Genomic DNA, 20,545 nt, shown 5'->3' on the forward strand with positions numbered 1-20,545 from the left:
AATGCTGCGACTGAACAGCCTGCAATTATTCCTGTTTGTTATAGTGAATCGTGTATGTGAGTATATTGCCTTCCAGGCGGATGGCTACTTCCACAAGTCCGGATTGGGATATATAATTAGCGGAACTGCCGACTGATTCCTGTTTCTCCCATCCTGCCGGGCTGTTCTCTAAAGCTTTTAAATAATCCGAAAGGTTGCGGCTCGAAGCCTCCTCCCACCGGTATTCTTCATACCCGGAGCTGACAGTGACCGGCGTCAGGCCAACCGGATACAATATCTCTCCATATCCATGGGTGACATAAAGGGGCTCCGGATGAATGTGAGGTTCGACGTCTTTGAACCGCAAGCTGGCAATAGCCTGAAATATTTCTGCATACTCAAATTTAGGATAATCAAAGGAGAAGTAAACCCAGTCTTCGCCATCGGGCTGGATGAAAAAATGATAGCGGAGAGCCGTATCCATCATCTTGACATGCTCAATGTACATTATAGTTTTATAAGGGAAATGCTCCAGTTCTTGCCTGACGTACATTGGGCGGGAAGATACGATGCTGTCCATGTCCTGGTCTGATATGTTTTTGCCAAAGCCCGCCTTGGTTTCCGTCCCCTCCGCTCCCCTTAAAAACTCAAGTTCACCTTGCGATGTTTTCACTTTAATCCCCGGCAGGTCCCAAGTATAGGGGTGGCCACCCAGCATAATAAAAGAAGCATCTTTTGGCAGTTTTGACTCCTGCAGGGAAAGCAAAAGCAGAGCTCCGCAAATAATGAAAAGCAGGCATGCCGCCGCAATTGAGCCTGCCCTGAAAAAATTTGGCCCTATGTGACTGCCCTTCCTTGCAGAATGCATGATTCTCCTTTTCAATTGCTCGCTTTCATCTTTGCCAGGCACAAGCTCACGAAGAGCATTCCACTCGTGGTCATCATATTGACCTTTCAATTCCATCGCCTCCTTTCATCCACTTTTCCTTCTTCAGCATTTGTATGGCGCGCGAAAGAGTTTTGCGTACCTTCGCTTCCGACCAGCCCAGGATTTCAGCGATTTCCTTCGAAGTACATTCCTCTACCTTGCTTAAAATAATGACAATCCTGTAGTTGGGCTTCAGCTCCTGGATCTGTTTCATCAGTTCTTTTGCTTCCTCCTTCAGCTCCACAATCTTCTGTACATCCAAACCAGATGGAATATAGCTTTCCGCTAATCTCCTGAGAAAAATCCTCCTCCTTTTCTGCCGGCGGATTTCATCGAGCACCTTATGCTTGGCGATGGCAAACAGCCAGGTTTTCACAGACGATTTCTCCTCGAATCTATCTATGGCCGACCAGGCTTTCAGAAAAGTATCGTGTACAATATCATCACATCCCTCTTTTGTTCCGAGCATAATCCAAACAAACCGGAACAGTTCTGTGCCGTATTGCTCATACCATTCAAGGATCAGCCTTTCCTTGTGATTCCCCACACACTCACCTGCTTTTCATATTCTATATACTTAGTCGCCTTTAAGACAAAACTGTGACACTTTAAGAAGAGAAAAATTGAAAAACCTTTTTTATCCTTGATATAAGGGTAAAATAATCAGGATATAGTGGATATCAGGCTTCCGGTATGATACCATTTACAAGTTAAAGAAAAGGAAGTGACTGAAGATGATAAAAATTGAAATTCCAAATCCGGATTTGACTCTGACTAAAAACAAGCATGCCGATGAACAGACCTCCTCCGTACTGAGCAATCTTTACGGCTTTACGGATTACCACCGAATCCCCCGTGATAAAGGAGGATTGATCCTGTTCCTTGATTCAAATGAGGACCTGATGTTTGTAGGAAAAGCCCGTAAACTGAGGCAGCGTGTAAAGAAGCATTTTGAAGACACTGTTTCACCGATCAAGGATGTCCGCCATGATGTATACAAAATTGCCTTGATTTATGTAGAAGACCCAATGGACAGAGAAATTTATGAGACCTATATCATCAATACTCTCCAGGCCAAATATAATACAGATAAGGTTTTTTATAAATAACCTATGAACGAAAAAACGAAGCATCGCTGCTTCGTTTTTTTCTTATTTTCCCCAGTTCTTCAGATCATCTGTTGACATAATATTCAGCCAGGCGTCTTTTTCACTCTTATCTATTTCAGGGACCTTAATGGCATAGTGCACGAACCAAATTTCCCCTCCCTCGCTTTCAATCCTGCCTGTTTCATACTGGTCAGGATGGACTGCATCGTCTGTCACCTCGAATTCGTAAAACAGATTCTTAGCATCTTCCGTTAAGATCTGAAAACGGAGATTTCCGGCTACAGACTTCTCAAGAGCAGCTTTAAATTGAGCAGCATAATCCTGTACACGAGCCCCATTCGGATTGCTGAAGCGCTGGACTGTGATCAGCTCAGACCAGTTGTCGACCGTTTCTCCCGCAAGGACATATTCTTTGAGCAGCCCGTTTTGAGAATCGGTAAATCCGAGCTGCCATTCCTTTCCGTTGGCGATAAAGCTTTCCTTCTCTGCCGCCTCTTCAGCATCCTTTTCCTCCCCTGCAGCATCCACTTCCTCTATTGCATTTTTTACAGGAGCTGCTGTCATTTTATCTGAAGCTGGCTCGCTTTCCGCTGCTCCGGAACAGGCAGCGCTCATCATGATCAGGCCAGTCAATACTAATACCAGTTTCATATGCTTCAATAAGATCCCCTCAATTTCTGTAAGAATAGCTAAATTTTACCTGAGAGAATCCGAAACGGTCAATTTTCTTCAAGCGCTTGCCAAGACCATCCCGCAGAAGCAATCAGCAGCTGAGTGCGGATGCACAAGGAATCACTCCATGTCACACTGACGAGCCGGATGAAAACGGCGGCGCTGCCTGCTGACTTACTATATTGGTTTTTAAATCCGTTCTACCTTACTGCCGGACAGCCATTTTCGACTTTGCCTCCAGTCTCCTTTTATGCAAAATAGGCTCTGTATAGCCATTAGGCTGATTTCTCCCCTCAAAGATCAGCTCACAGGCCGCCTGAAATGCCACTGAAGTGCTGAAATCATCAGACATCCTCTTATAGCCCGGCTCATTCTCATTTTGTGCATCAACTATCTTCGCCATTTTCTTTAGTGCATTCATGACCTGCTCTCTAGAAACAATTTTATGGTGGATCCAGTTGGCCACATGCTGGCTTGATATCCTCAAAGTGGCACGGTCCTCCATCAGGCCGACATCATGAATATCCGGCACTTTTGAGCAGCCAATGCCCTGTTCCACCCAGCGGACCACATATCCAAGAATACCCTGGGCATTATTTTCGATTTCCACCTGGATTTCTTCAGATGACCAGGATCCGCAGGTTTCCACCGGTATTGACAGCATTTCATCTCTATACAGGGACGGGTTTTGACACTCTTTTTCCTGGATACCTTTTACATTAATCTGATGGTAATGCAATGCATGAAGGACGGCCGCTGACGGTGACGGCACCCAGGCAGTATTAGCCCCGGTCTTGAGCTGGGCACCCTTCTGCTCGAGCATCTCTTTCATTTTGTCAGGCATAGCCCACATGCCTTTGCCTATTTGAGCCTTGCCTGAAAAACCGGCTGACAGTCCTGTTGAAACATTGGATGTTTCGTATGCCTGCAGCCAATTGGACTTTTTCATTTCTCCTTTACGCACCATCGGGCCCGCTTCCATGCTTGAATGGATTTCGTCCCCTGTCCGGTCAAGGAAGCCTGTATTGATGAACACGATGCGGTCTTTGACTTCTTTTATACAACTCTTTAAATTCAGTGAGGTTCTGCGCTCTTCATCCATCAGGCCGATCTTCAAGGTATTCCTATCAAGCCCGAGCAAATCCTCTGTTTTATCAAAAAGCTCCCCTGCATACGCAACTTCCTCCGGCCCATGCATTTTAGGCTTAACGATATAAATAGACCCTTTCCTGGAGTTAGCCGGTTCCTCTGTGTTTAAAAGAGAATGCATCCCTGCCAGACTCGTAAAGACAGCATCAAGGATTCCTTCGTGCACTTCATTTCCTTCCTTATCCAGAACTGCCGGATTGGTCATCAGATGGCCGACATTGCGGACAAACAGAAGCGATCTGCCTGGCAGGGAAAAAAGATTGCCTTCAGGATCCCGATAGTGCCTGACACCGTTCAGTTTCCTAGATATGATCTTACCGCCCTTTGAGAAATCTGCGCTGAGCTCCCCTTTCATCAACCCTAGCCAATTCCTGTATACGAGCACCTTGTCCTCCGCATCAACAGCCGCAACTGAGTCCTCGCAATCCATGATCACTGTAACAGCTGCTTCCAAAAGAATATCTTTTATGCCTGCCGGATCACTTTTTCCAATATCAGATGCACGGTCAATCTGGATCTCAAAATGAAGTCCATGATGCTTCAGCAATACAGCCTCGGGATGATCCTTATCTCCCCTGTAACCGGCAAAAGCTTCCTGATCTTTTAATTTTGAGGATGACCCATCCTTCAAAGTAATGACCAAACTGCCTTCCTTCGCTGAATACCTGACAGCTTCCTTATGGGAGGCACCGTCAAGAGCGGCAGCCTGATCAAGAAATCCCTTTGCGAATTCAATTACTTTATTTCCGCGCACACGATTATACTCGATTGACCTTTCTGCTCCGCCTTCTTCACTGATCGCATCTGTCCCATATAAGGCGTCATACAAGCTCCCCCAGCGTGCATTGGCCGCATTGATGCTGTATCTGCTGTTATTGACCGGCACAACCAGCTGCGGACCTGCCTGCAGAGCAATCTCGTCATCCACATTTTCCGTGCGGATCTTGAATTCTCCCGGCTCCGGGAGCAGGTAACCGAGATCGAGCAGGAACTGTTTATACGCCTCAAAGCTGAAGTCATCGCGTTTTTCAGAATGGTAGCGGTCAAGCTCCCTTTGCAGCTCCTCCCTTTTGGCCAGCAGTCTTTTGTTCTCTGGTGTAAGCACTTCAATCAGCTGTTCAAAACCATTCCAGAATGCTTTTTCTTCCAGGCCGGTCCCGGGAAGCGCCTCCTTCTGTAAAAATTGATGCAGAGCCTCATCCACCTGCAAGTTTCCGATTTTCCGATAGTTTGCCATCCTTATCCTCCTTTGATTTATATTACACAACGCTGTTTCTCTAATCTGTTATAGTACAGAATAGCATAAAAAAAGAAGTCTTTACAATTATTTTTTTAAAATTAAAACTTTAATGAACAGAAATAAGACCGGCCCTATCCGGAACCGGTCATTCTTCTTCCTCTTCTTCATTTTCTTGTGCGGCTTCTTCTTTTACCTTATCAATTTTTTCGAATGCATTAGCAAGAAGAATGGCGGCGCTGATAATTTCGTCCAATATTTCGAGAAATTCGCCAAAGTCCACTTCGTTCTGCGAACATTCTCTGATCGCCCTCATAATATCTGTATAGAACCGCTTGTACTCCTTCTCATACCGGCTGTTGTCCATTTCCCTGATTGTTGTCCCGTCTATGCTGATGGCATGATAAATCAAGCTCGATAAAGTTTCAACAGCAGCCTCCAGCCGCTGCTCTTCCTTTTCCGATTCTCCGGGGAGATGATAAAAATAAACATCACATAAGGTTATATAGTAGCTTTCAATATTGGTATCCTGCTGTATATGCTTTAACTTGGCCATCGGCAGCCCTCCGCCTGTATGTTGCCCATCCTGCGGAATTTTATCCCTTGCTTGAAAGGTTTCCCGGCATTAATGGCCTGCTGGAAGAACTCGCCTCCCAGGAGATGATCGTAGTACTGTCCCGGACTTGATGTGCCTTAATTACATCTAGCATTTCTTTCACACCCTGCCCATCTGAAGCATACTTCAATGCCGACATGATCTTTTCCGGGTTTTCATACGGCAATCCAGGGCATTCAAGGAGGCCATCGGTCGTAAGGAAGATGGTATTTATGCCTGCTCTGAGCTCCCTCCTTCCTGTTGTATAACAGGGAACAGACAAATCAAAAGCATTGGCCCTTCCTGTCCATTCAAAAAATTGCCGCTGGTTCAGCTGATGCTGCCCCATAGCCGCCAGTTCGGGGTGAAAGAGGAATAGCACACAATCACCGATAGACAGCCACCAAAGATACTGACCTTTCCGAAAAGCAAACAGGCAGGCCGTTTCTCCTTGTACCTTGCTGCATTCCAACCTGAACGCTTCAGAAGCCAGAAGGGCCAATATAAACTTTTCCACACCAGGTATCGCAGCATCAGCTGGAAGCATCAGTATTTCTAATATGTCTGCCTTTTTTGACTGAATATGCTGCAGGACCAGCTCTGCACTTTCTGCTGATTCATGGGCATCCAGTATTATGGCAAACTCCCATTCCCGATTTCCATCAGCCCAGACAAGGCAGCCATCCTCATTTTTATACTGGCCGGCCTCTGTATTTCCGCCAAACCGCCCTATCGTGATGTGGGCTTCCTGCCTGACATCTGGATCATCCAGGTAAGGGGCTTCCTTCCCGGTCCAGCAAATATCAATCATGTTTTTGCTCCTCGAGGTAAGACTTGATCCTGCGGCAGATTTCACTGACCTCCTCTTCATCTCCCATCGGAGCATGCTCCCAGTCATACACACTCATTGGCCCCCAGTGTTTTTCCGGTGTGCCCGGGTAGCGCGGCACCAAATGCATATGCAGATGAGGAACGGCGTTACCTGATACAAGAGAATAAATATGCTCTGCTCCCTCGCTTTCCTTTAAGGCCCGGCTAATCCTCGCCATAGATTTCCCAAAAGCCGAAGCTTCCCCCATCGTTAAATCCGCCAGTGTCGGTGCATGCCTTTTCAAGTCAATCATCAAATGTCCAAGATAAACGGGCTTTCCGCCTCCGTCAATATGTCCAACATAAACAAACTCATCCTCATAGATTACACTTCCTGAAGTGTTGATTTTCCCCTGGTGCTTATTGCAAATAAAGCAATCACCCATACGATTTCCCTCCTTTGATAATTGGTATATTATAACTTCCGCTGGTTGTTGTCTATATTTTCTGATATTATAGCTTTTTTGATTGAAGGAGTGGATTCAGGCGTTCGAGCTGGCATCATCCCCTTTTTTTGGGGCTTAGTGGGCAGAAGTTCTTTTCAGAAGCACCGTCTATGACTCTTTTTCAGTTTAGAGGGCTCTAGTTTCTTGGACTAACACCCTCTGATTCTCTTTTTCCAATTTAGACGGTCCTAGTTCCCCCGACTAACACCCTCTGATTCTCTTTTTTCAATTTAGACGGTCTTAGTTCCCCTGACTAACACCCTCTGATTCCCTTTTTCCAATTTAGACGGTCCTAGTTCCCCTGACTAACACCCTCTGATTCCCTTTTTTCAATTTAGACGGTCTTAGTTCCCCTGACTAGCACCCTCACGCTTTGACCATTAAGATCTTAACTCATTCTTCTGCTAACTAAATAAGCCGGACAGAAAATGTCCGGCTTCCTCTTTTATGCTGATACATCCCTTTTATTGAACAGCCAGAAGGCAAGCGCATGGAAAATGGTGAAATACACAAGCAGGACGATGACCGAAAAGGTGAGCGTCATTCCTTCCACAGGTGGTACTCCGTCGAAATAAACAGTCAGATCCGTGTTGGCAAAAAGAATATATTTTGCCCAATCGAAAAGACCTGCCAGAATAAATGTTGCCGTCCCTCCTGTGAAAAGCAGAAACAGGGAAAGGCCGATGGCAAGTGAACTGTTGCGAAAAACCGCTGATATCATGAATGCCATCGTTGCGACAAGCAGCACATCAATACTTGCGAGCAGATAGGAAACTGCGAGATGTCCCGCTATGCCCCTTTCAACCACTTCTCCACCCGAATAGGCAAGATGAGGAATTTGTTCAGATGGAAGACCGAACAGAATCACACCGAGCAATGTGGCCAGCCCGTATATCAAAGCCAGCATGAAAAGCCCGAACAAAAAGACGGTTATGTATTTGGACAGGAGGATTTTCGATCTGCTGATTGGACGGATCAGCAGGAGCTTGATTGTTCCCCATGAAAATTCAGAGGCGACGATGCCTGCAGCTACGATGATGGTAAAGAGGCCTGCAAAGGATATCAATGCCTGGGCTTTCTCTACGAAAGACCATACCGAATATCCGGTTTGGGGAGGGATATCATTCTCAATCTGGTATTCCTTGATGGCAATTTGCCGTTTATAGAACATATCCAGATTGGCGTTGAAATTTTCTTCCATCTCAGTTTTGTCAGTCTGGATGCTTTGTTCCATAGTCTGTTTCCAGTCAGCCTGCGGCTCCTCTCCGCCATTCTTTACTTGGTCATATTTCTCAAATCCGGCATAGACCATTGTAAAGAGTATAACAAGCCCGACCATAACAAGCGTACCTGTTCTGCGGAAAATTTTTATCCATTCATTCTTGATTAAACTACCCATGCTTGACACCCCCACCCGTCACTTCAAGGAATCTGTCTTCCAATGTTTGCGAAGCCGCTCTCACCCCGTAGACCGCTATTCCGCGTTCAACAAGGCTTTCGACGATAACAGGCACTTCGTCTCTTGTGCAGCCCGCTGTAAAACCATCTGCTGTGCGGACAATGCCGAATTTGTCTTCTAAAAGAGACAATGCCTGGCTGAGATCGCCTGTTTCAAAAGCGTAAACCGACCCGGTCTGCACAAAATCATTTACCTGCTGCACTTCTGCCAGCCGGCCATCCTGGATGATGGCAATCCGGTCGCACATCATTTCCATTTCTGATAGCAAGTGGCTCGATACGATAACACTCATGCCTTTTTCCCTGGTGAGCATTTTCAGATGGTCCCTGATTTCCCTTATCCCGGCAGGATCCAGGCCGTTCGTCGGCTCATCCAGGATCAGGAGTTTCGGATCATGAAGCAGGCATTGCGCCAGTCCGAGCCGCTGCCGCATACCGAGCGAATAGGTGCGCACCTTGTCATGGATCCTATCCTGCAGACCGACCAGCCCAACTACTTCGTCAATCTTCTTTTTAGAGATATCTTTTTGCATCCGTGCATATTGCATAAGGTTCTGGTAGCCGGTCAGAAACTTGTACATTTCCGGGTTCTCCACAATTGCACCAATGTGGCTAACGGCACCGGCAAAGTCCTTGCGGATGCTTTTCCCGCAGACAACCACGTCACCCTCTGTAATCCCGATCAGGCCGACAATCATCCTGATCGTCGTCGTTTTACCGGCGCCATTGGGGCCGAGAAAGCCGAATACCTCTCCTTCGTTTACAGAAAAACTGAGTCCTTTGATGATTTCTTTTCCTTTGATCACTTTTTTTACATTGTCCAGCTTCAAAATGGGATCCAAAACTGTGCCTCCTATCATTCTCGTTCTAACCATAATACGGAAGAGGCTGGAAAAAGGTTCATTTTTTTAGCAGTTTTTAATATTTCCTCTCTTTTTCACCATTTGGATTGTTTGATAGACTAAGCAAACTGTCTTTCCCAGACAGGCATTAAATGCTTGCTGGCTTAAAAGCTGCCCTAGTCTTTATATGACTATTTTAGGGAAACTGTTAATATATTCGTCAAATTAAGCTAATTGTATTGTTTCTTTTGACAAAAAATTATAATATTTTTAATATACATACAAAAATGCGGTGAAATAAATGGAAATAACCAGGCACTTGTTTTTCAATTTGGCGTTGATTATCATTCTTCTTTTTTTCTCATTGGTTTGGTCAGAGAGAAGGCAAAGAATCTCTTTTTCCCGCGTGTCGTCCCTTATATGGCTATCACTGATGCTTTGGATGAGCCTGCAGTTTTCTTTTAAATCCTCGTCCGACTTCCAGTTTGACCTGAGGCTCATCCCGGTCCTGATCGGCGGCTTGTATGCCGGCCTTGGCCTTTGGCTCAGCGTGATTGCCATTGTCTTCCGCTCGTTCTTTGGACTTGGTACCGGTTTCTGGCTCAATGTTCTTTTGTATGTGCCGCTCGGATTTTTACTTTGGCGCATTTATCCTAGATTCAAAATACAGCCTCCGCCAAAAAGGATTGCCTTTTCGGTCCTCTTGACTGTTATTTTAAGTGTAGTGACAGTCATCGCTATGGAGATATGGTCTTCACCTGAAAGCAGGCTTGATGCCTGGGCCGCTCATCTGGCGGTTCCGACTGTCGGGGTCGCAATGATATCCTATATCATTGAATATGTCAGAAAGGATCTTGAGCTCAAGAAGAAACTGATAAAAACTGAAAAGCTGGAAGCTGTTGAGCAGATGGGTGCCGCGATTTCACATGAAATCCGCAACCCTTTGACAGCTGCGGCAGGCTTTGTACAGCTATTGATCGAGCACCCTCAGCCCCTTGAAAAAAGAAGGGAGTATCTGCATATCGTTAAAGGCGAGCTTGAATCAGCAGAAAGGGTTATAAAAGATTATTTAACTTTCACAAAACCTTCCCTCGACTATATAGAGGAAATTAACGTAAAAAAAGAAATCACGCAGGTAATCAACATTCTGACACCACTCGCTAATCAGAATTCTGTCAGAATTACAGCCAATTTTGCCATCCTTGGTTCCATTGAAGGAGACCGGCAGAAATTCCACCAGTCGATTCTCAATGTCCTGAAAAATGCCATTGAAGCGATGCCTAAAGGCGGCGACCTCCTTGTCGAGACCAATTATACGAAAAGCCAGATTTCAATATCGGTCAAGGATACCGGCGTCGGTATGACTCCTGAACAGCTGCAGAAGCTCGGCGAGCCTTATTATTCTACGAAAGGCTCAAAAGGGACCGGCTTGGGGATGATGGTTGTATTCAGCATCGTCAAAGCTATGAAGGGAACAATCAAAGTCGAGAGCAAAGTCGGGGCAGGCACCACCTTTTACTTTTCTTTCCCTGTTTTCAGCCCTTCTGCCAAAAATGAAAGATTTTAGAGGAGAAGCAGATTCTTCTCCTCCTTTTGTATTCCCTTCTTAGAATTTCTCCCCATAGACTTCAATATGGAGTCTCCGGATATGCGCTTCAAGGAGATCCCTTCCAGCAGGAAATATATCAATCCATTTCAGTCTGAAATACAATGATTTATAAAACATCATCAAATTGGTCCTGAGATGATAATAGGCGTTTCCATCACTTTTGCTTTTTCTGGTGTCCTCCTCGTATAGAGACAGCTCATTCAATTTATTGGCCAAGGTGTTTTCATTTGATTTTTCGAAGATAGCCGTGAGCGGGAAAATGAGCCGTTCGGGTTCATCATCAGTATAAACGCCGTCGTTCCTTGATACACAATGAAAAATCACATCCATCCCCTGTAAGAGCAGCTGCCCGCTGCAGGAGATAACCGGGTGGCGGACGAGCTCATTTAAGAGGTCTGCTGCATGAGCCATGCTGTGTGCCCAGCCCTTTTCTTGCACATACCCCCGAAGGTCTTTTTCTTTCTTCATATATTCCAATGTTTTTCCATATGTATACTGAACTGTTTGATCGGAGAGAAATCTCTCTGCAGCATCTTTTTGAATAACCAATGCCAGCACCAGGGAAGAAAAACTGCGGGTAAACACGCTGTCATCTCCCTCTGCCCCGAGATGGTAAAATAAATGACTGTCATCCTGGCAGACGGCAAGGATTTTTTCAAGCATTATATGTGAAAAGCTGCCTTCTCCAATAAGCCGGGCAAAACTGGAGTAAATCAGATGATCCTGCAGATATGGATCAGCTGATCCAATTTCTTCAAGCATAGCTTTTGCCAAATTCATTAGTTCCGATTCTGTTAGTGCAGCATCATATAATTCTTCTAATCTCTCCTTAAGCTTATACGATTTCTCCGGCGCACTTTCTTTGAAAGCCATACTTCTTCCCCCTCAATTTTTCATAACAGTAAAGATTCGACTCCAGGCCTTCCGCTTCCTGCTGATAAGCATGAAAAAGCAGCGCCGGCATTCAGCGCTGCTTTCTTTTCATTTTCTTTGTGCGTACATCATATTCTTTACTTCTACAATTTTGAATTTCCTCTCAAGATTTGTAAGCTGCGGAATCAGGTCAGTGATGCAGTCTGCATAAAATTCAGTGCTGATGAATTGGTCCTCACGGTTTTTATATACAATTTTATATCGGTTCATGCAGCTTCCTCCTGTTGTATGGGTTGTACTATTCTGTTCCCGTTTTTCTGCATGATTGAAACCATTAATCTTCAACCTGGATAATCTGGTCACGGTCAGCCTTCTTCAATGTATAAAGCCTGTAGGCATGGCTGATGATGACCTTGATGATTGCATAGGCAGGAACAGCGACGATCATCCCGATCAGACCAGCAAGATTGCCCGCAACCAACAGGATCAGGATAATGGTAAGCGGATGGACATCCAGCTTTCTCCCCATGATGAGCGGAGAAGATACATTTCCGTCTATTTGCTGGACCACTATCACCACGAGAATGACTTTCAGCGCCATAAAAGGCGACATAGTAAACCCTACGATGACTGCCGGGACTAGGGCAAGAAATGGCCCCAGGAAGGGAATGACATTTGTTAACATGGCCACAATAGCCAGAATAAGAGAATAATTGATTCCAATAATCAGATAGCCGATATACATCATGACACCCACAATGAAGCTGACGATTGCCTGGCCCTGTATATAGGAGCTGAGGGCTTCATCCATATCCTTTAGTATTTTCCTTGTCTCTGCAGCCTGGAAATACGGCAAATATCTGACCATGCCCTTTGAAGCCCCTTCGCTGTCCTTCAGGAGATAAAAGACAATGAAAGGCACTGTTACAATTACGGTTACAACACTCGTGACGATGCTGAACACACCCGTCAGGCGGGAGCTTAAATCCGAGAAGTTTGATTTGAAATATGAACTCATCTGTTCTGTAATATAGTCGAAGGTAATATAATCGTTTTCCTGGAAACGGGAAAACCATGCGCTGTTCTGAAGCTCATCCGCTTTGTTTCTAAGCCCCTCTATATATTGCGGGTAATTGTCCATCAGATCTTTGAACTGGCGCTGCAGCTCGGGCCCCACAAAGTACACAAGTGCGGCTGTCCCTCCAATGACGATAAGGTAGATCAAGAGGATGGAAACAACCTTTGGAACCTTTTTCCTATTAAGGAAATAAACGATCGGGCGCAGCAGATAATAAATAACCCCCGATATCAGAAAAGGCATAAATAAAGTTTCAAAGAATATTTCAATCGGTGTAAAAATAAAATCGATTTTCGTTGCGAGGAAGATAATAACCATCACTATAATAATTCCATAGCCGATTTTAAACCATTTAGAGCCTGGCAAAGTATCACATCACTTTCATTATGTATAAAAGACTTATACCCTCTCTTTCATTTCATCATTCATCCGTACTCTAACTTCTGACCATTCATTAAATAAAGCCAGATTCTTTTAAGTAATTTATACATCTACCCTTTTCTCCATCAAATATGCAGCCTGTGTCTCAAAAGCCACGCCCATTATCAGTGATACATGATAACCTAGAGCCATGTATAAACAACATAAACGAGATTGGTTAATTAAAATAAGAAAAGCCAGAAAGCTGACCCAGGAGACCGTGGCTACAAAGGCGTTCATCGACAGGGCTTATTATGCACAAATTGAAAGCGGGGTGAGGAATCCCAGTGAGGAAATCAGGCAAAAGATTGCCCAGATCCTGAACTTCCACTCTTCTGCCTTTAATGCGGATGATGAAAGTCCTTTCCGTTATGCCCTGGAGGCTGCACCCATGATCATCGCTCATTGTGACATGGATTTAAAATATACATGGATTTTCAATTACCATCCCTTATTCCCGCCTGAATCTCTCATAGGGAAACGGGACGATGAGCTTGGCCTTGGGATAGGGGGACAAATGTATGCACAAATGAAAAGAACTGTCATAGAAAGACAGATTTCAATCCGAAAAACAGTCTCCTTTTCACTTCCGGACAATTATCTTTATACATATATGATCTTTGCCCACCCACTCTTTGACAGCACAAAACAAATCATAGGTGCTGCCACCATACTAACAGAGCTGTCCAAAATAACACTGACAGAAGACACTGATGCACCATCCGGATAATTTCTGTACACAAAAAGGGCGAACCAGGACGGTTCACCCTTTTCTAATCATTCTTCCTCAAGGCTCTCAATGGCCTGCTTTACATTTGCAAAGGTCGGTACAGAGGTAAGATCGATTCCTTCTGTAACAGCCTGCTGCGCAAGATCCGGCCGGACCCCTGAAGCGATTGTATTCACCCCTACTAGACGGAGCACACTCCGGATATCAAATACATACTTTGCGATTTGGGCGTCTATATTGACAATGCCGGAAAAGTCCATGATCAGGCATTCTATCTGCAGTTTTTTAATTTCCGGCACCACTTTTTCCATAATCAGCTTGGCCCGGTCATAATCAATTGAGCCAATCAGCGGAAGAACGGCAATGCCATCTTGTATCGGAACAACAGGTGCAGTCAGTTCATTGACCTCATCCCGTGCTTTTTCCAAAAGTAATCCGGAAAATCGTTCAAAAGCAAATACAGTTTCATTGATGCTGATATCCAGAATCAAATTTACCTTTTTTATCAGAAGTACAACTTCGTCCATGCCTAAATCAAATTCTTTTCCTATCCTGGTCACTTTGTCGATAAACACTTGCCTGGAATCAGGATAGCGCATTACAATGTCCGAGATGCGGCCGCCTTTCTTTGCCTGCCGTTCTCCATTTTCCTTACTCCAATCCAGCAAGCCTTCAGGCATCTTCTCAGTTTCGGACACAATGGACTCCCCAATAAACTTCATAAAAGATTCATAAGTCTTTTTGGCATTCTGAATTTCTTCCTTTGGCACCTCAAAGTCAAATTCCTGAACGATGCTATCCACCAATTCATCTGCCAGTGATTGTGCATAGGTCTTGAAATATGAAGAAATTTTGTCAAATGGCTTCATGTGTCGATTCCTCCTAGTTACGATGTCTCTATTATATCGCATTATAAAGCATGGGACATCATCCAGAGTTAATTAGTTAATGCAGGACCTGCAGAAATGTATCCCAATAAGCTTTAACAACAGGTTTTTCAAAAAATCCCCTGTATTGTGGGAAAAGCTTCCCAACGTTTCTTCCCAGGAAAACCAGGGAATGATAGAAGTAATTCTATTAATCTACTGGAGGAGAATATTCATGAATAATCAATTGATTGGCGGCTATGATTCGATCGAGGAGCTTACGGAAGCACTCTCTTCAGCTAAGGACAACGGCTATAACAGCAGAAAGCTGGTAATCGTTTCAAAGGACGGATCCAATATTGAAGCACTTGCTGAAACATACGGGGCCATTGCCAAAATCATCGGCTCACAGGAACTCGGAAACCAGCGCTTTCTGGATTCCGCTAAAGCCTTGTTTTTAGGTGCAGATCCGGGAACCAGCTCAGGTATCCACTCAAACGATGAATACGCGAGCTATGGTGCAGCTGATAAAGATGCAGAAGAGTTTGCGCAGAGGGTATTTGACGGGCAATATGTCCTGTTTGTTGATAACACCATTGAAGAAGATGAACTGCTTCGCCCTTCCCATGAAGGGAACCAGCTTGGAGATACTCCAGGAGATGAACCATCTGCCAGAAGGGAAGAATATTGATCGGAAATCCCGGCGTTTGCCGGGATTTCATTTTTTATTGGATCCCCGTACGATAGGACAATTCACAACTCTGCTTCCAAAGAAAAAAGCCCCCTGTTTCCAAAGGGAGCTCCCCGTTCCTTAAATGACCAGCTCACGTCTTTCAAGATAGCGGTCAAGTTTTCGTTTAACGCGCTGGAGGGCGTTGTCGATTGATTTGACGTGAGTATCCAGTTCCTCAGAGATCTCAATATAAGAGTGGCCGGCAACGTATAGATCGAGAACCTTCCGTTCCAGATCGCTCAGCTTCTCGGCTATTTTCTCTTCGATGTCTGCAGTGTTCTCCTGGTTCACAATCAGAATGGCCGGATCTGTAACCATGGTTCCCGGGAGGATATCCATGAGTGTGTGCTTGGATTCATCTTCATATATCGGCTTGTCCAGTGAAATATAGGAATTAAGCGGCATTTGCTTCTGGCGGGTGGCCGTTTTTACAGCGGTGATGATCTGCCTTGTAATGCACAGCTCAGCAAACACTTTGAATGAAGCAAGCTTGTCCTCCTTGAAATCACGGATGGCTTTATATAGCCCGATCATGCCTTCCTGAAAAAGATCATCTTTGTCTCCGCCGATCAAAAAGAATTTGCTCGCCTTCGCCCTGACAAAGTGCCTGTATTTTTTCATAAGATATTCAGATGCCATACCATCCCCATTTTGAAAAAGGACCACCAGTGTTTCGTCTTCATAGTTTGAATAGTCTTCTATCAGTTTTACTGCGATGCTTGCACTCACTCATATCCCTCCATCTATCATTCTGAGTCTGAAGTTTGACTGACAATACCATTATTGTTTTTTCTAAAAAGTCCGTCTATTAACTTATTTCTATCTTAAACCATTTTCCGCCTAAAAGATATGAACAAATAGCGAGCTTTCTTTACAAACTATGACACTCAGTGAAGCACAGGCAGAAGATTGGACGTCTATTGCTGTGGATTTAAGCTGGCTGCATGGGATGCTGTCGAAAATTTTTATGTATACAGCATTAAATGTGCATCACCATCTTGTCTTTCACTTTCGCCGCACCGCCAATTTCCAGTCTTTCAATTTCCCCTGAATCATCTGCGGCTGATAGATTTGCCTTTATGATAGAGGGCAGCCCCATTGTTTCTCCCTGGTGAAAAAAATGAGGGCCGGCTGCAATTTTTTGATGATGATAAAGATAGCCGCATAGAGCGCCGCTGGCAGTTCCTGTCGCACTTTCCTCTGGTATGCCGGCTGCAGGAGAAAGATTGCGGCAGACTGCCGCAGGACTGCCTTTTTCATTGAAAGCAAACAGATGATACCCTATTGCCTGATACTTTCTGCTGATCTCAGCCACCCGCACGAGATCAGGCCGGATCGATTCCAGAACATCACGGGAACGGATAGGGACCATAATGTCCGGCAGTCCGGCAGAAACTATCTGGACCGGAAGACCTTCAGCAAGATCATCAAGGCTGATTCCCAAGGAAGCTGCAGCCTCTTCTGGAGGAAGAGCTGTTCCCATTTTCGGAAGAGGCTGTTCAAGGAAGATCTCTCCCGTGTCACTCGCTCTTGCTTTAAGAAGGCCTGCATGACATTCAAATGTGTGCTCTCCAGGGGGAATCCTGCCTGCCTTGACAAGCAGATGGAAGGAGGCGACAGTAGCGTGTCCGCAAAGGTCGACTTCGTTCTCCGGTGTAAAGTACCTCAAGGATATTTCACCTGCTCTTGAACGGCTGATAAATGCCGTTTCAGAAAATCCCGCCATTGAGGCAACTTTCTGCATCTGGACGGTGCTCAGGCCATCTGTGTCGAGAACCACTCCTGCCGGGTTTCCTCCCTTATTGTCCCTGCAGAATGCATGTACTATATAGACGTTTACTTTCATATAAAAGTTTCCTTCCTTTCCATTATAAAAGCCGCTTCCTGTAAAGAAAGCGGCCTTTTTTCTGTTATGCCTGCTGCAGATCCCTTACGAATTGGTCTATGAAATGCTGCGGGTTGAGTTTTTCGCCGGTTGCTTTTTCTATCTTTTCATTCCAGTGGAGGGCCGCTCCCGGCTTGAAAAATTCTTCAAGCAGATAGCTTCCTGCTTCTTTAGAAAGAATATCACCCTTCAGATTTTTCTTGATATGCTGTTCCAGCTGTGAGGTTGTAAGTTCCCCCAACAGATAATTTTGATAGTATACAGGCACAAGGGTAAAGTGGATCTTAGCTGCCCAGTGCGGGATATCCTGATTTCCCGGCGGATTCAGGAATTGGACCTCTTTGACGATTTTCCACCAGAGACGGTTCAGATCCTGGTCCGGATTTTCATATAGTTCTTTTTCAAACAGCGAAAAAGTGATGAACCAGCGGGCTGAAATGAGCATCTGCCTTCTGAGCGCCAATTTCAGCTCGCCAGCCAGTTCTTTTAATTCCTGCTCATTAATGCCGAGGAATTTCCCCAGCCACTCCGGATTCCGGCCCATCCGTCCGTAAAGCATCGCAATCGCTTCAGTCGTCAATGTATGTGCCGGTGCTCTGAGCAGGAAAGGAAGATCCCGGTCAATATATTTGAAATATACGGCATGCCCGAACTCATGCAGCATGGTGGTCGACCAGTAGTCACTGCTGCTGTTGTTGCACAGGACCCTAACGTCCCCTCCCCTGTCAATATCTGTACAGAATGCATGCTGATTTTTCTTTTCCCGCGGGTATAAATCGCTGTTTTCCAGCATATCCCCTATCTCCATTCCCATGGAAGCAAATGTAGCAGCTGTCAGCTCCTCCAGATTCTTCCCTTCATAGTAAGAATCCAGGTTCAGTGCTTTAGAAGGAGGAGCCTCCTGAAAGAATGGATCCGCATAATGCCAAGGCCTGATTTCATCTATTGATATGGAAAGGCGTTCTGCAATTTCCTCATCCATTTCCCGCTTCAGCTGATGGAATGGTTCATCCGAAATTTTCTTCAGCTCATCGAAGATAGCAAAAATAACGTCCCTGTCCAGCTCCTGGAGTTCAAAGCTCATTTCATGAAAATTTCTGTAGCCAAGCTTCATGGCTGTTTGGTTCCTTAATTTCACAAGGTCAATTAGCTTCTTTTCGACTTTGCTGCCAATTGTCTTGCTTGCATGCCAGGCCCTCTCACGCAGCTCGTTATCCTTGCTATCTGTAAGGATTTTCCTGATGTCATTTTCCGACACTTCCCTTCCATCCAGAACGGCTCTGTATGTATTGAAGACACCTACTAACTCTGAGCTTCTTTCAGAAAGTTCCTTAAGTACATCTGCGTCAAGCTGATTTTTTACCATGCTGTTCTTCAGCAGCTGCAGCTGCCTTTGTTCAAGCTGCTTTAGTTCCCCGCTTTCGAGGAATTCCTTTACCTCTTGAAATCTTTCAGAATCTGATAAGTAGAGGCTGACCTCCGTCTGTGCCTCAGCTGTCTTCCTGTTCCATTCATCTTCTCCAGTTGTAGAAGCTTTCCATGAAGCTTCAGCGCGCTTTTTCTGGAGCTTTTGCAAGGCTTCGTTTTGCTTTTGTAAAAACTGTTCTGCTGTCATGCTTTTCCTCCTCTGGTTTTCGGACTAATTATATATTCTTGGCATGACAGCAAAAACCCTGTTTCTCTGCGTGAAAATTTCGTATACCGAAATTTTTATTTGCTGAAAGCATTGACTGCTGCAAGCATGATAAAGGAAATGCCGATCATGACTGCCGTCCAAAGCCAAGCCATCTCCATATTGCCCGAGTCAATGGCAAAATAAATGGCCGTCGGAATCGTTTGTGTTTTGCCGGGAATATTGCCGGCAAACATCAGTGTTGCCCCAAACTCCCCAAGTGCTCTGGCAAAGCTGAGTATGGCTCCGGCTGCCAGTGCTTTGGCCGACAGCGGCAGTGCTATATAGAGAAAAACCTTCACCTCTGAAGCTCCATCAACTCTTGAAGCATCCTCTATTTCCTTCTCGATCGTTTCAAAGCCTGTCTTTGCAGACTGGTACATCAAAGGAAAGGCGACAACACTGGACGCGATTACGGCTGCCAGCCATGTAAATATAACCGGCTGCCCAATAAAGATTTCTATCGCTCTCCCAAAGAATGACTGCTTTCCAAACACGATGATCAGCAGGAATCCGACCACTGATGGGGGGAGTACGAGAGGCAGGAGGAGGATGGTTTCTATAAGCGGCTTTCCTTTAAATTTTTTAAATGCAAGCAATCTTGCCAGAAGAATGCCTGCAGCAAAAACAATGGCCAATGAAATGGCAGCCACAGAAATCGACAGCCGGACGGGCGACCAGAAATCTTCCGTCATCCTACCCTTCTCCGGCTATATTCAACTAGTTTCATTATTTTAATGCCCCCTGTATTTTCTGCTAGATTCATTATAGCCGAAAAATGAAGGCGATAAAGGGATTTTGCTTTCTGTCTCTTAAGATTTAGAGGTATTCTTTTTATAGTTTTCAGCCGAATTTGCCAAAATAAAAAAGGACAGGCAATTGCCTTGTCCTTCTATCCATTATTTATGGAAGCTTTTTAATCTTATCTTCAATGCTGATGCGATCTTTGATAGCCGGGATTTCTTCAGGGTAGCCAAAAGCGATGATGCCGACTACTTCGCTCCCTTCCTCAACTCCGAGCACTTCCCTCGCAGCCTTTGAAGCACCAAGAGAACACCAGAAAGTCCCAACTCCCTCATCCCATGCCTGCAGCATGAAATTCTGGATAAAGCATGCAACGGCAGCTGTATTTTCAACTGTCTCCAGATCAGTTTTCCCATGCTTGACTGTGACGGCCATCACTTCCGGCGCTCCGCCAAAATCTGTTTTATGCTTCAGCTTTCCGCGTGTCTCCGGGCCGGCAAAAATAATATCCCAAGGCTCAGTCATTTTATGGTTGGGAGCAAGGCTGGCCGCTTGAAGCCACTTCATGAACAGCGCCTCATCCACTGGATCTGCTTTAAACTTTTTAATTGTTCTTCTAGTGGTAACCAATTGTTCAATATTCATTACAG

22 protein-coding genes are annotated in these 20,545 nt (G+C 45.1%); 4 read left to right on the plus strand and 18 right to left on the minus strand.

The genetic code is table 11. The features are described 5' to 3' along the window. Positions 1-25: 25 nt before the first annotated feature. Together RBB45_RS05895 and RBB45_RS05900 are read right to left on the minus strand one after the other, a co-directional pair. Positions 26-937, minus strand: coding sequence for a hypothetical protein (locus tag RBB45_RS05895; RefSeq protein WP_306009246.1), 912 nt, complete (start codon positions 935-937; stop codon positions 26-28). Then, the gene (locus RBB45_RS05900; RefSeq protein WP_009793223.1) at positions 921-1,454 is read right to left on the minus strand and encodes an RNA polymerase sigma factor; all 534 of its coding nucleotides are present in this window, start codon (positions 1,452-1,454) and stop codon (positions 921-923) included. The genes RBB45_RS05895 and RBB45_RS05900 overlap by 17 nt, the downstream gene beginning before the upstream one ends. 187 nt (positions 1,455-1,641) lie before the next feature. On the opposite strand from RBB45_RS05900, the gene RBB45_RS05905 reads away from it, so the two are divergent. Continuing rightward, a complete protein-coding gene (locus tag RBB45_RS05905) occupies positions 1,642-2,016 on the plus strand; it encodes a GIY-YIG nuclease family protein (RefSeq protein WP_306009247.1) in 375 nt (124 codons plus the stop codon). Between the two features lie 42 nt (positions 2,017-2,058). Here the strand turns inward: RBB45_RS05905 and RBB45_RS05910 are convergent, their stop codons facing one another. The 7 genes from RBB45_RS05910 to RBB45_RS05940 form a co-directional block, all read right to left on the minus strand. Then, positions 2,059-2,667 (minus strand): hypothetical protein, encoded by a 609-nt coding sequence (locus tag RBB45_RS05910; protein ID WP_306009248.1) that lies wholly within the window; start codon positions 2,665-2,667, stop codon positions 2,059-2,061. 226 nt (positions 2,668-2,893) lie between these two features. Beyond that, a complete protein-coding gene (locus RBB45_RS05915; protein WP_306009249.1) occupies positions 2,894-5,074 on the minus strand; it encodes a malate synthase G in 2,181 nt (726 codons plus the stop codon). A gap of 148 nt (positions 5,075-5,222) precedes the next feature. Further along, the gene (locus tag RBB45_RS05920) at positions 5,223-5,630 is read right to left on the minus strand and encodes a hypothetical protein (protein ID WP_148949268.1); all 408 of its coding nucleotides are present in this window, start codon (positions 5,628-5,630) and stop codon (positions 5,223-5,225) included. A 40-nt stretch (positions 5,631-5,670) separates the two neighbouring features. Beyond that, on the minus strand, positions 5,671-6,480 hold the full coding sequence (locus tag RBB45_RS05925; RefSeq protein ID WP_306009250.1) for a PP2C family serine/threonine-protein phosphatase: 810 nt from the start codon (positions 6,478-6,480) through the stop codon (positions 5,671-5,673). Next, the gene (locus tag RBB45_RS05930; RefSeq protein WP_224950716.1) at positions 6,473-6,925 is read right to left on the minus strand and encodes an HIT family protein; all 453 of its coding nucleotides are present in this window, start codon (positions 6,923-6,925) and stop codon (positions 6,473-6,475) included. Before RBB45_RS05930 ends, RBB45_RS05925 begins: the two co-directional genes overlap by 8 nt. 505 nt (positions 6,926-7,430) lie before the next feature. Beyond that, positions 7,431-8,384 carry an ABC transporter permease gene (locus RBB45_RS05935; protein WP_009793216.1) on the minus strand — a complete coding sequence of 318 codons (954 nt, stop codon included), beginning with the start codon at positions 8,382-8,384 and terminating at the stop codon, positions 7,431-7,433. Then, complete coding sequence (locus RBB45_RS05940) at positions 8,377-9,303, minus strand: ABC transporter ATP-binding protein (protein WP_371931553.1); 927 nt, start codon at positions 9,301-9,303, stop codon at positions 8,377-8,379. Before RBB45_RS05940 ends, RBB45_RS05935 begins: the two co-directional genes overlap by 8 nt. A gap of 415 nt (positions 9,304-9,718) precedes the next feature. Here RBB45_RS05940 and RBB45_RS05945 point away from each other — a divergent pair, with 415 nt between their 5' ends. Further along, positions 9,719-10,852 carry an ATP-binding protein gene (locus RBB45_RS05945; protein WP_306009252.1) on the plus strand — a complete coding sequence of 378 codons (1,134 nt, stop codon included), beginning with the start codon at positions 9,719-9,721 and terminating at the stop codon, positions 10,850-10,852. 39 nt (positions 10,853-10,891) lie between these two features. Here the strand turns inward: RBB45_RS05945 and RBB45_RS05950 are convergent, their stop codons facing one another. From RBB45_RS05950 to RBB45_RS05960, 3 genes are all read right to left on the minus strand, one after another. After that, positions 10,892-11,767, minus strand: coding sequence for a DUF2785 domain-containing protein (locus RBB45_RS05950; protein WP_306009253.1), 876 nt, complete (start codon positions 11,765-11,767; stop codon positions 10,892-10,894). 108 nt (positions 11,768-11,875) lie between these two features. Then, the gene (locus RBB45_RS05955) at positions 11,876-12,037 is read right to left on the minus strand and encodes a hypothetical protein (RefSeq protein WP_022544023.1); all 162 of its coding nucleotides are present in this window, start codon (positions 12,035-12,037) and stop codon (positions 11,876-11,878) included. 64 nt (positions 12,038-12,101) lie between these two features. Continuing rightward, entirely contained in the window at positions 12,102-13,163 is a 1,062-nt protein-coding gene (locus RBB45_RS05960) for an AI-2E family transporter (protein ID WP_224950835.1), read from the minus strand. Positions 13,164-13,416: 253 nt separating this feature from the next. On the opposite strand from RBB45_RS05960, the gene RBB45_RS05965 reads away from it, so the two are divergent. Continuing rightward, complete coding sequence (locus RBB45_RS05965) at positions 13,417-13,995, plus strand: helix-turn-helix domain-containing protein (protein WP_306009255.1); 579 nt, start codon at positions 13,417-13,419, stop codon at positions 13,993-13,995. A gap of 47 nt (positions 13,996-14,042) precedes the next feature. On the opposite strand, the gene RBB45_RS05970 is transcribed toward RBB45_RS05965, so the two are convergent. Further along, a complete protein-coding gene (locus tag RBB45_RS05970) occupies positions 14,043-14,864 on the minus strand; it encodes an STAS domain-containing protein (RefSeq protein ID WP_094768899.1) in 822 nt (273 codons plus the stop codon). A 232-nt stretch (positions 14,865-15,096) separates the two neighbouring features. On the opposite strand from RBB45_RS05970, the gene RBB45_RS05975 reads away from it, so the two are divergent. Next, a complete protein-coding gene (locus tag RBB45_RS05975) occupies positions 15,097-15,552 on the plus strand; it encodes a YflT domain-containing protein (protein WP_170939538.1) in 456 nt (151 codons plus the stop codon). A gap of 120 nt (positions 15,553-15,672) precedes the next feature. On the opposite strand, the gene sigH is transcribed toward RBB45_RS05975, so the two are convergent. The 5 genes from sigH to RBB45_RS06000 form a co-directional block, all read right to left on the minus strand. Beyond that, positions 15,673-16,323 carry an RNA polymerase sporulation sigma factor SigH gene (gene sigH, locus RBB45_RS05980; protein ID WP_009793205.1) on the minus strand — a complete coding sequence of 217 codons (651 nt, stop codon included), beginning with the start codon at positions 16,321-16,323 and terminating at the stop codon, positions 15,673-15,675. A 250-nt stretch (positions 16,324-16,573) separates the two neighbouring features. Beyond that, positions 16,574-17,440, minus strand: coding sequence for a PhzF family phenazine biosynthesis protein (locus tag RBB45_RS05985; protein WP_306009256.1), 867 nt, complete (start codon positions 17,438-17,440; stop codon positions 16,574-16,576). Positions 17,441-17,504: 64 nt separating this feature from the next. After that, positions 17,505-19,094 (minus strand): M2 family metallopeptidase, encoded by a 1,590-nt coding sequence (locus RBB45_RS05990; protein WP_306009257.1) that lies wholly within the window; start codon positions 19,092-19,094, stop codon positions 17,505-17,507. A 95-nt stretch (positions 19,095-19,189) separates the two neighbouring features. Continuing rightward, positions 19,190-19,846: a molybdate ABC transporter permease subunit gene (gene modB / locus RBB45_RS05995; protein ID WP_009793202.1), complete on the minus strand. Its 657-nt coding sequence runs from the start codon at positions 19,844-19,846 to the stop codon at positions 19,190-19,192. Between the two features lie 208 nt (positions 19,847-20,054). Next, complete coding sequence (locus RBB45_RS06000) at positions 20,055-20,540, minus strand: nitroreductase family protein (protein WP_035402357.1); 486 nt, start codon at positions 20,538-20,540, stop codon at positions 20,055-20,057. Positions 20,541-20,545: the final 5 nt, after the last annotated feature.

Source organism: Bacillus sp. MMSF_3328, assembly GCF_030733525.1.
Taxonomy (GTDB): domain Bacteria; phylum Bacillota; class Bacilli; order Bacillales; family Cytobacillaceae; genus Bacillus_AB; species Bacillus_AB infantis.

Coding starts and splice junctions, on each gene's coding strand:
- RBB45_RS05930 (WP_224950716.1), bottom strand. CDS start 6,925: ATGGGTGATTGCTTTATTTGCAATAAGCACCAGGGGAAAATCAACACT.
- RBB45_RS05955 (WP_022544023.1), bottom strand. CDS start 12,037: ATGAACCGATATAAAATTGTATATAAAAACCGTGAGGACCAATTCATC.
- RBB45_RS05965 (WP_306009255.1), top strand. CDS start 13,417: ATGTATAAACAACATAAACGAGATTGGTTAATTAAAATAAGAAAAGCC.
- RBB45_RS05985 (WP_306009256.1), bottom strand. CDS start 17,440: ATGAAAGTAAACGTCTATATAGTACATGCATTCTGCAGGGACAATAAG.
- RBB45_RS06000 (WP_035402357.1), bottom strand. CDS start 20,540: ATGAATATTGAACAATTGGTTACCACTAGAAGAACAATTAAAAAGTTT.
- RBB45_RS05915 (WP_306009249.1), bottom strand. CDS start 5,074: ATGGCAAACTATCGGAAAATCGGAAACTTGCAGGTGGATGAGGCTCTG.
- RBB45_RS05935 (WP_009793216.1), bottom strand. CDS start 8,384: ATGGGTAGTTTAATCAAGAATGAATGGATAAAAATTTTCCGCAGAACA.
- RBB45_RS05910 (WP_306009248.1), bottom strand. CDS start 2,667: ATGAAACTGGTATTAGTATTGACTGGCCTGATCATGATGAGCGCTGCC.
- RBB45_RS05975 (WP_170939538.1), top strand. CDS start 15,097: ATGAATAATCAATTGATTGGCGGCTATGATTCGATCGAGGAGCTTACG.
- RBB45_RS05905 (WP_306009247.1), top strand. CDS start 1,642: ATGATAAAAATTGAAATTCCAAATCCGGATTTGACTCTGACTAAAAAC.
- RBB45_RS05970 (WP_094768899.1), bottom strand. CDS start 14,864: ATGAAGCCATTTGACAAAATTTCTTCATATTTCAAGACCTATGCACAA.
- RBB45_RS05940 (WP_371931553.1), bottom strand. CDS start 9,303: ATGATAGGAGGCACAGTTTTGGATCCCATTTTGAAGCTGGACAATGTA.
- RBB45_RS05945 (WP_306009252.1), top strand. CDS start 9,719: ATGCTTTGGATGAGCCTGCAGTTTTCTTTTAAATCCTCGTCCGACTTC.
- modB (WP_009793202.1), bottom strand. CDS start 19,846: ATGACGGAAGATTTCTGGTCGCCCGTCCGGCTGTCGATTTCTGTGGCT.
- RBB45_RS05950 (WP_306009253.1), bottom strand. CDS start 11,767: ATGGCTTTCAAAGAAAGTGCGCCGGAGAAATCGTATAAGCTTAAGGAG.
- RBB45_RS05990 (WP_306009257.1), bottom strand. CDS start 19,094: ATGACAGCAGAACAGTTTTTACAAAAGCAAAACGAAGCCTTGCAAAAG.
- RBB45_RS05925 (WP_306009250.1), bottom strand. CDS start 6,480: ATGATTGATATTTGCTGGACCGGGAAGGAAGCCCCTTACCTGGATGAT.
- RBB45_RS05920 (WP_148949268.1), bottom strand. CDS start 5,630: ATGGCCAAGTTAAAGCATATACAGCAGGATACCAATATTGAAAGCTAC.
- RBB45_RS05960 (WP_224950835.1), bottom strand. CDS start 13,163: ATGGTTATTATCTTCCTCGCAACGAAAATCGATTTTATTTTTACACCG.